Annotated in this window: 10 protein-coding genes; 5 read left to right on the forward strand and 5 right to left on the reverse strand. The window is 40.0% G+C overall.

The features are described from left to right. Positions 1 to 464 precede the first annotated feature (464 nt). A complete protein-coding gene (locus tag BLW60_RS16070; RefSeq protein WP_074719181.1) occupies positions 465 to 728 on the reverse strand; it encodes a hypothetical protein in 264 nt (87 codons plus the stop codon). 28 nt (positions 729 to 756) lie between these two features. On the opposite strand from BLW60_RS16070, the gene BLW60_RS16075 reads away from it, so the two are divergent. Beyond that, positions 757 to 1,641: a DUF6076 domain-containing protein gene (locus BLW60_RS16075; RefSeq protein WP_139283452.1), complete on the forward strand. Its 885-nt coding sequence runs from the start codon at positions 757 to 759 to the stop codon at positions 1,639 to 1,641. 401 nt (positions 1,642 to 2,042) lie between these two features. Next, positions 2,043 to 2,921 carry a DUF4238 domain-containing protein gene (locus BLW60_RS16080; protein WP_074719185.1) on the forward strand — a complete coding sequence of 293 codons (879 nt, stop codon included), beginning with the start codon at positions 2,043 to 2,045 and terminating at the stop codon, positions 2,919 to 2,921. 141 nt (positions 2,922 to 3,062) lie between these two features. On the opposite strand, the gene BLW60_RS16085 is transcribed toward BLW60_RS16080, so the two are convergent. After that, positions 3,063 to 3,929, reverse strand: coding sequence for an Abi family protein (locus BLW60_RS16085; RefSeq protein WP_074719188.1), 867 nt, complete (start codon positions 3,927 to 3,929; stop codon positions 3,063 to 3,065). Between the two features lie 145 nt (positions 3,930 to 4,074). Continuing rightward, positions 4,075 to 4,443 carry a helix-turn-helix domain-containing protein gene (locus BLW60_RS16090; RefSeq protein ID WP_074719190.1) on the reverse strand — a complete coding sequence of 123 codons (369 nt, stop codon included), beginning with the start codon at positions 4,441 to 4,443 and terminating at the stop codon, positions 4,075 to 4,077. A 182-nt stretch (positions 4,444 to 4,625) separates the two neighbouring features. On the opposite strand from BLW60_RS16090, the gene BLW60_RS16095 reads away from it, so the two are divergent. The 3 genes from BLW60_RS16095 to BLW60_RS16105 are packed head-to-tail and all read left to right on the forward strand — an operon-like array spanning position 4,626 to position 6,680. Beyond that, on the forward strand, positions 4,626 to 5,114 hold the full coding sequence (locus BLW60_RS16095; protein WP_278289934.1) for an SAVED domain-containing protein: 489 nt from the start codon (positions 4,626 to 4,628) through the stop codon (positions 5,112 to 5,114). Further along, the gene (locus BLW60_RS16100) at positions 5,114 to 6,259 is read left to right on the forward strand and encodes a cyclic GMP-AMP synthase DncV-like nucleotidyltransferase (protein ID WP_074719194.1); all 1,146 of its coding nucleotides are present in this window, start codon (positions 5,114 to 5,116) and stop codon (positions 6,257 to 6,259) included. The genes BLW60_RS16095 and BLW60_RS16100 overlap by 1 nt, the downstream gene beginning before the upstream one ends. Continuing rightward, positions 6,249 to 6,680: a type II CBASS E2 protein gene (locus tag BLW60_RS16105; protein ID WP_074719196.1), complete on the forward strand. Its 432-nt coding sequence runs from the start codon at positions 6,249 to 6,251 to the stop codon at positions 6,678 to 6,680. Before BLW60_RS16100 ends, BLW60_RS16105 begins: the two co-directional genes overlap by 11 nt. Before the next feature lie 139 nt (positions 6,681 to 6,819). Here the strand turns inward: BLW60_RS16105 and BLW60_RS16110 are convergent, their stop codons facing one another. Continuing rightward, positions 6,820 to 8,448, reverse strand: a complete 1,629-nt coding sequence (locus BLW60_RS16110) for a recombinase family protein (protein ID WP_074719198.1) — start codon at positions 8,446 to 8,448, stop codon at positions 6,820 to 6,822. A 120-nt stretch (positions 8,449 to 8,568) separates the two neighbouring features. Beyond that, a complete protein-coding gene (locus BLW60_RS16115) occupies positions 8,569 to 8,793 on the reverse strand; it encodes a hypothetical protein (RefSeq protein WP_074719200.1) in 225 nt (74 codons plus the stop codon). Positions 8,794 to 9,121 lie beyond the last annotated feature (328 nt).

Below are 9,121 nucleotides of genomic sequence, written 5' to 3' on the forward strand. Positions count from 1 at the left end.
GCACTGCCCGTCCGATGTGGAATGGCGGGCGCAAATGACGCCAGCCTTTTTCCTGCAAACCAAAAAGGGGCACGGGTTCTCCCGTTTCAGCGGCAGGCGGAACGCCGACCGCTATGCTTGCCGGTCTTGCGGACCGACTTCCGTCCCCAAAAACTTTTTCGTTTTTCCGATACCTATATGATACCCACACTCGCTCAACGTTGCGCGACAATCGCGTCCAACGCGAGCGGTGGGGTAACTATACTATTTCCCTTTTGAGGACGGCAAACTCGGGGCTTTCTGCGCGTGTTTCAGTTTCAATTAACTGAACATCATTGTCATAGATGTTATAGCTGAAGAAAAAAGGCACTTACTTGATTTATAGTTTTCATGTAATATATAACCTTCTTCTCAGCTATAATAATACATTCTCTTGTATACTTAATATATAAGCCTATGACATAATGACACAGCCCCTATGACAATCAACTTTTGAATCGAAGTGCAAGCTCTGCGTCGCGGAGCTTGTCCTCGTCCATATCATAGTTCAGGAATGCGACCTCATAAGAGTTCTCGACCTGACGACCATTGTCAGCATAGTTGTTGTGGATACGAATGATATCCTTCTGCGCAAGAGTTTTCAGTGCGCGTTCAACGTTACTCACCGACATTGCAGTATCTCTTGCGATACCTGTGCGGCTTATGGTCGAGTTTTTCTTTTCGCTGTCGTAGTAACAGAGTAAGTCCATCACCACCTTGAACTCGGCAGGCGTAGTGATGTTGAGATACTCCAGCGGAGAGTTGATACCGTTTGAGTACTACAACGACATTTTTGATGAGCCATTTTATGAGGACTCGGAGTTTGAAGTCGATGACTACAACGAACACTTTGTCAACGCAGAGAGTACTCCTGTGTCCTATGAGGAAATGTATATCACGGAAGAGTTGCATGAACTGCGAGCGTTATCTAATTACGAATTTGACAGCAAGAAGGTTTTCAGCAACTACGAGAACAGAAAAGATGCTGCTGACTTCACGACTTGTATTGAGCAGATGACAAACGAATTCTCAACTTTTATCGAGGACATTATCCGCGTCAAGAAAATCTTTATGCCGTTCGTTGACGAACTATGTGACCACAACAGTTACCCGACAACTCAGAAAGTGATTGACACATTTCAAAAATATATAGGCGTTATTTCAAGCGGAAGTATGTGCATGGGACACACGGTTATCGAAACGAAAAAAGGTCCCATACTCTGTGAGACCTATCGTTTCACATCGCTGGGAGCCTTTCTGTATTTTGAATTGTTCAAGTGTATTGAAGAGAAGTTCATGCCTGTCAAGTGCCGCAACTGCGGACGCTGGTTCATCATGAAGCATACCACCTTCTCACACTACTGCAAGCGACTGGTCAGCAGTAATCCGCCTAAGACTTGCCGTGACAATGCAATGAGCCACAACTTCAAGGAGAAGATAAAGAGTGATCCTGTGTGGGAAATATACAACCGCGCATACAAGCAACATTATGCTCGCTATATGAAAAAGAAAATGAGCAAGTCCCAGTTTGCCGAATGGGGAGAGTATGCCATTCAGCTGCGGCAGAAGGCTGCCGATGGTGAGTTGGAGATGGAAGAGTATCAGAGGTTGATCAAAATATAATAACCATCAACAATTCTTTTAGAACTTTATGTTTTGCGATTATGGGGTAAAACCGTTTAAAACAATTTGCGAAAAAGGCTGCTGACAAAATCCAATTATGGATTTGTTGAAAACCGCAGCGAGTTATCTGAAACCGTTTAAGATATAGCGTAAATTTGTTTTAACAAAGCTCTTGATTAAATCGCTCTGTTGTAGTATAATAACTCTACCAAGCACAAGGATACAGCGACATGGGAATGATCTGCGTCTTTTTCTACTTCTTTTATATGGTTCACCACAACCAAGAATACAAATTAACCTTAGTAGATATTCTATGGATATGAAGGGAAAGATTAAAAATGTATATTGCAACCTTTATAAGTAACAATAGTACAATTTGAAAGAAGAGAAGGTGTTAAAGAATGTCTGAAAACAACCAGATGACTCATTCCGAGCATTATATTTCTAAAATGTATCTCCGACAGTTTTCGAAAAACAAAAAGAATCTATACAGATATGATGTGGACGCTCTTGATAAACCTCCTGAGATACGATCTATTGACAGGATTTGCCGTGAAATAGATATGTATGAACCTATTTACGAAGACGGCTCTTATATAGCTCCTAACCATATCGAAAACAGATTTGGAAAAATCGAAACAAAGGCAGGAAAGGTTATTGAAGCTATCAAAGCTAAAGCGCAGAATGATAAATGCCTGAGCTGTACATCTGTTCTTTCGGATGAAGATAAGTGTATCTTGAATATATTTATAACTGCTTTGATGTTTCGTGATCCGGATACCATTGAATTCGGAATCAAATCACTGCAAGCAGCAAATCCTGATATGAGTTTTCGTGAAGCAAGAAATTACACACTTTATAATCTTCTTCCTTTAGGCGTAGATCGAGAGTGGGATGAAAATACAATAATCAGAACAGCAACTGAAAGATTATCCGGAATGGCTTTTCAAATAGGCATAGCCGATGAAGATATTATATTCACATCTGACAGACCTTTTGTGGTATGGCCGCCTGACGAAAACGAATTATACAACAGACCTAAAGCAGTTGCTTTTCCGTTAACATCAAGGCTTGTATTGTACCTGTTTGCATTAAATGATGTTGAAGCAATCAAAAGCTCTTTCTTTATTAAACTTAGTGAAGAACAGATAAGAGATATTCAAGAAAATATTACGGTATGCGCTAAGAAGTGGCTCTATTCCAGAAATCCCCTTACTGAAGAGCAAATGAATCGGATCAAAAGTGCCAGAAATAGGTTGTTAAACAGTAATTATCAATAACAGCCCAAGATGTGGTGTTAAGGTTGCTAATGTTGGAGGAGATGAAAGAGTATCAGAAACTAATAAGCATAAAACTTAAGGGCAGCTTGCTTCATTTGAAGTAAGCTGCCCTTCTTTTTCATCATTAGCTTTGTCATAGAATTATAAATATTCTTTCCAATTATCAGGAAATCCCATAAGGCGGATATCGACATGAGGATATTTTTCGAGATACTTAACAATAGTGTCAACAAATTCAGCCCAATGCTCATCATCTGGTAACAAATGCTTCATGCAAAGAATGGTGGCAAACACTCGAATATTGCTTATCCCCGCTTGATTGTACTGCTTGTACAGCATAGGAGTTTTGACGAGATTGACGTTATAAAGCCTTCCGTAGTGAGCACAAATATTGCGCACAAAAGCAATATGTTCCATCCAACTCTCGAGATATGTATATCCTACACCATATGACTTAGCAATCTCCTTTTTGTCAGCTGGTTTCATATTTTTATAAAACTTAGATAGTGTACCGAAACTAAACAACTCCACAAGTGCGTAGAAAGGAATTCTTCCATCAACATAATTATTATGAAAATTCTTAACAAAAGGAGCACGACTATTTCTGTCTATTTCATTTTGAATATCCAATAAAAATTCATTATGATAATCGGGATTTACAAAATTCGAAGGAGTATCATATCCAAGAACACCATATTTACAAGAAAAATAATTAGCAAGTCTACACCTTAGATTAACTTCAATTTGTTCGATTCTTGAAAATAATAGCTGTCTGAAATTTGCGTTAAACAGGTAAAGTTCTACTATCTGCTCAAAAGTAGTAATTCCGTCAAAGCAATCATTTTTCTTTTTTAAGCCAAGCCCATAAGCTTTTATAAGTCGGAAATATGAAATATCTCCTAAAATCCGCTTGGCATATTCTTCATCATTTATAACTAAACCCAGTCGCTTAAGATTTTCAATCTGCTCATCAACGTTCATAGCAGGCTGCTGTTGTTTAAGTTCCATATTTTTCTCCCAATAATTAAATGACCCGACGTGGTACGCATAGTTTAGAGGCGTGTCGGGTTCTGTTATTTATATTATATGCTATCCGAGTAAAAAAGTCAATAGAAAGGATATGGAAAAATATTAATTTTATTTTAATAATTATTTACTTAGATAATTCCTCAACTATCTCTCCCAGAAGCTGACAGCTTTCGGGGGAGAGCTTTTTATTTGATGTTTCATTACCATTCCTGAATACAGAAATCAACTTGTTGACAATAGCAAGCTGCTGATCGGTCAGATTATATGCTGAAATCCGTTCACGTTTCTCTGTACCTGATAAATAGTCCATAGATACGTTAAATATTGCGGCAAATGCCTTGACGGTGTCAAACGTAGGAGATTGCAGTCCCTTTTCATAACGGCTGATTATAGAGCTTTCCTTATTGATTTTACGAGCAAGCTGCTCCTGAGTGAGTCCTTTTTCTTTTCTCAGCTTTTGGAGTATTATACCAAAATCATATGCATCTTCCACAAATATCACCTCGGCAATTTGACTATATATCAAATTATACCCCATATATCTTGATAAATTTGCAGAATGATGATATAATATTTGATATATAAACGAATTTGTAGATGCATATTTGAAAATATATCAAAAAGGAACCATTATGAACAAACAAGTAAAATCCAGGCAGCGTGTAGCCGATTCCTTTGATTATCAAGCTCGGCTATTTGTTTATGGACAAAACCAACGTTGATATCTACCAAAAGAAACGTGTGCCAGATACTTGGAAATGGATAGAAACCAAAAAAACGAATTCTTTTTCCGTAAATAAAAGAGTCGTAAGGGATGGTAATAATATCGCACTTATTTTATCACTAACTGCGGATATTAATCCCCAAAGAGTTACTGATGTAGTTGATGCTGATATAATATATATTATAAGTGCTGAAAGAATAGGTGTTGATGCTATCTCCAGCATCGATGATTTGTCTGATTTTTGGCATGTATATCAAACTGTATGTGATGAGATCAAAAACAAAGAATGTGCTGTTGAAACATCTGTATTTCCAGCGATACCTGTATCAGCCGCATTCGAAATTGGTCGTAGATATATGCCTGGTATCTATCCTAAATTGCATATATATGACGATTACAACGGCTTTTGTAAAACTCTTACCATAGGAGGTGATTGCTAATGGAACATAAAAAGCAGGAGTTAGGCAGAATTCTAGATTTAATTGCCGACGAGCTTAATATTACACCAACTATGATGGATAAGGCTGTTAGTAGCTACGAAGCTGTGGGAAAATGGTTAGGAGAAGGTATTGATTATAAAGTAACCATAAAGCCACAAGGATCTATGAATTTGGGAACGGTTGTACGTCCTATTGACGAGGATGATGACTATGATATGGATTTGGTATGCTTGTTAGAAGGCGGTCAGAACCTTCTTCCTAAATCACTAAAAGGACTTGTAGGCAATCGCTTAAAGGAGCATGAAATCTATAAACAGAAACTTGAAAAAGAGGGAAAACGCTGCTGGACAATGAGTTATGACGGCTTTCATATGGATATATTGCCAAGTTCACCACAATATACAAAAGCTCAACCTTTTGGTTCTACATCAATTCGGTTAACTCACAAGCTTGAAAATGGCGAATATATCAATAAATACAGCGATCCAGAAGCTTATCATGATTGGTTTGTTGACAGAATGACAAATGATCACCCTATTAACAAAAGCGGTGTTTTTTCAGAGCGTGCAACCAAAATTGAAAAAGTGCCGACATATAAGAGGAGGACTACGCTTCAAAAAGCAATACAGTTATTGAAGCGACATCGTGATATCATGTTCCTTGGCAATTCTGATGATGCACCAATATCAATAATAATAACAACCTTAGCCGCTTATTCATATAAAGGCGAATCAAATATATATGATGCACTTATGTCAATACTTGATAATATGCAAAATCATATTGAATACAATAACGGAGAATACAAAATATTGAATCCTGTAATGCAGGAAGAAAATTTTGCAGATAAATGGAACGAAAAACCTCAAAAGGCAGATAATTTCTTCCGCTGGCTGACTACTGTAAAGAAGGATATTCTCGAGTCTCCTCTTAAACTTTCTGGCATTGACGAAATAGGAGAGGCTCTCAAACAGTGTTTGGGAGAAAAGCCGATAAACAGAGCACTGAATAAATACGGAGAAGAAATGCGAACAGCTCGCGAAAATAACAGACTTTATGTTGACGGAGGTAAAAACGGGCTTGTTAACACTACCGCTGCATCTTCATTACTTAAGGTAAAGGGGCATACTTTCTTTGGTATATAAGAGCTTTTTTAAAGCCAAACGGCTGTCTTTAGCACAACAGAAAGCAGCTCTGTGTCAAACATTTGCAAATAGCAAGTGTAAAATAATTAATAACAAATTGATATGGAAATCTCAGGTTCAACCTACACATTTATCGAGGAAGTATAATATTGAATTACAGTATTCAATCAATAGCCTTCCACGAATATATATACTTGGAGATGCGTTGAAAAAGCTGGATGATCCAAACTTCCCGCATAATTATGGTGTGGATGTCGCAAAAAAGAAAGTAGAGATTTGCTTATTTCGATACAAGGAATTCACAAATAGTATGTTACTAAGTAATACAGTTATTCCTTGGGCAATTGAATGGTTATTCTATTACGAAATATGGCTCACTACTGGCGAATGGCAAGGTGGCGGAGAACATCCAGAAAGCTGATGCTTCATCATAACATTATTTAAAAACACAAACCGCTTAGAAGGCTATTCTAAGCGGTTTGTCATTGGAGCTTGTGACGGGACTCGAACCTGCGACCGAGGACTGTTTTTAAAGCGAACATAATTTTCAGTTTTGATTGTTACGCTGCTTTTGCCACAGTTTCCTTCAGTTCGCCTACGAATCTGTAATATATCTCAACCTGCTGATATGTTTTCCCATAGAGTTTTTCCTTGTGGTGGACAACTATTTTGTCGATAAGCTCATTGAGTATATCAGCATTGAGTTCCTTTATATCCGTATAGCTGTCAATTACTTTTGTAAATTTATCGGCGGCATCGGATCTGGCTTTGAGCGTTGTGATCTCATATGTCAGTTCAGGTATAGTCTTCTTGAGTTCTGCCTGTTCTTCCTCAAATGTTTTTGTCATCTGTGCGTAGCGATCATCTGAGATCTTTCCGAGTGCATTATCTTCATAGAGCTTGTTGAGCAGGCGGTCTATCTCAGCTATTCTGCCCTGTGCTTTTTCAAGCTCATGTTCAAGCTGTATTATCTTCTTTGCACTGCTGTCGCTACACTTGCTGTCGAGGAATGACCTGAACTCATCCTTATTTTTACGATATGACTTCAGCACTCTCCGGATGTCTTTCAGCACAAGCTTGTACACCACATCGTAGGTAATATAATGCGATGCACAGTATTCCTTGCCGTGAGTTTTATACATCCAGCATGAGTATGCTCCGTGGTATGTACCGTCGCGGCGTTTCTTCTGCGAGTAAGTGAGTGCGTGACCGCAGTCCGCACAGTAGAGCAGACCTGCGAACATCTGAACCTCACCTGTCAGCGTTGGACGCCTCTTGGTACTCATCATTCTGTGAGCGTCGTCCCACAGCTCCTGAGAGATTATCGGCTCATGACAGTTCTCAACAATTATCCAGTCCTCCCTCGGGACCTTGACCTTCTCTTTGCTTTTCATCGACTTGCACCGCTGCTTTCCGTAGATAAGCTTACCGAGATAGACTTCGTTTTCGAGAATCACTCGGATAGAAGTAACGTGCCAGTCGAACTCCTTTCTCCAGTAATCCGACTTGAAGTAATCAGGATTATGGAGATTGAAGTATGCGATAGGAGTGAGAACTTTTTCCTCACGGAAGATTTTTGTAGTCTTATTGTAGCCTATCCCCTGTGCCGCCATTCTGAATATCCTTCGTACTGTCTCCGCGGCAGGCTCATCTATCACAAGGTGATGCCTGTCGTTCGGGTCCAGCTTGTAGCCGAAAGGCGGCTTTGAACCGATGTACTGTCCGGCTTTCGCTTTTGCCTTCTTCGCAGTCTTAGTCTTGATAGAAGCCTCTCTTGCGAAGTAATCATTCAGAACATTTCTCACGGGGAACATCATATCGTTTTCGTTCTTCATGGAGTCGTAGTTGTCGCTCACAGCAATGAACCGAACTCCGAGCTCCTTGAACTTCTCAACGTACATTCCGACTTCGATATACGACCTTCCGAATCGTGACTGGTCTTTTACCAGGACGGTATCTATCAATCCGTTCTGAATGTCTTCATACATTCTCTGGAACGCAGGACGGTCAAAGTTAGTGCCGCTGTATCCGTCATCATCGTACACTTCATAATTATCTATTGCATGATCCTTGCAGTACTGCTCCAATAATAATTTCTGCGAGCCAATGCTTACGCTTTCGCCCATTCGCCCGTCATCGACCGAGAGCCTGCAATACAGAGCTGCTTTTTTAGGCTGTTTGTTTTTCATTATAACTCCTTTCACAGCCGTGCAGCAGATCCTTACACGGACAGTATACCACACCTCCGCTCAGGAATCCAGTACGCACAGCTGATTTCGTAGGACTGCACAAAAAACATTTTCCGACTTTTACATCGACTCGCTCTCGGTCTGCTTTGCATCAAAGGCAGGCTTTTCATACCACCTTTCGAGCTGTCGGAGCATTAATTCTCCGAGCGACTCTTCAGCTCTTTTCCTGCCAAGGAAAGCAGACCAAACACGATAGGTGACACCGTCAACAGTACAGTCGTGATGCAATACGGACTGTACCTCGGGATCTTCACTGCAATGAGTCTTTTCAAGGTTTACGCTCATACATCCGCCTCCTCTAAAACTATTCAATTCAAATTCACAGGTACAAAATCAAATCGTACCGTCTTTGCTGAGCCTGCGTGTTACCAGCCCAGACTTTTTGAGCATCCCTTGCGAGGCCTGCTCGGTTTTTTATCACTCCTCTCACAGCGGCAATTATGCTGCTCAGACGCCTCCCATATCTCCCTGATCACAGCCTTTATCTGACTTTTTTCTCAAAAAAGACGCCTGCTTTTTTGAAATTCCCAAGGAAAGACGCCTCTGCTTACTTCACAGCAAATGCCGAAAAATCGGCGGGCACTGCCCGTCCGATGTGGAATGGCGGGCGCAA

It is taken from the genome of Ruminococcus flavefaciens (genome assembly GCF_900108555.1).
GTDB lineage: Bacteria > Bacillota > Clostridia > Oscillospirales > Ruminococcaceae > Ruminococcus > Ruminococcus flavefaciens_P.

Bases quoted from the DNA above. Each gene is read 5' to 3' on its own strand.
- BLW60_RS16070 (WP_074719181.1), bottom strand. From the start codon at position 728: ATGGACTTACTCTGTTACTACGACAGCGAAAAGAAAAACTCGACCATA.
- BLW60_RS16075 (WP_139283452.1), top strand. From the start codon at position 757: ATGTTGAGATACTCCAGCGGAGAGTTGATACCGTTTGAGTACTACAAC.
- BLW60_RS16110 (WP_074719198.1), bottom strand. From the start codon at position 8,448: ATGAAAAACAAACAGCCTAAAAAAGCAGCTCTGTATTGCAGGCTCTCG.
- BLW60_RS16115 (WP_074719200.1), bottom strand. From the start codon at position 8,793: ATGAGCGTAAACCTTGAAAAGACTCATTGCAGTGAAGATCCCGAGGTA.
- BLW60_RS16080 (WP_074719185.1), top strand. From the start codon at position 2,043: ATGTCTGAAAACAACCAGATGACTCATTCCGAGCATTATATTTCTAAA.
- BLW60_RS16085 (WP_074719188.1), bottom strand. From the start codon at position 3,929: ATGGAACTTAAACAACAGCAGCCTGCTATGAACGTTGATGAGCAGATT.
- BLW60_RS16100 (WP_074719194.1), top strand. From the start codon at position 5,114: ATGGAACATAAAAAGCAGGAGTTAGGCAGAATTCTAGATTTAATTGCC.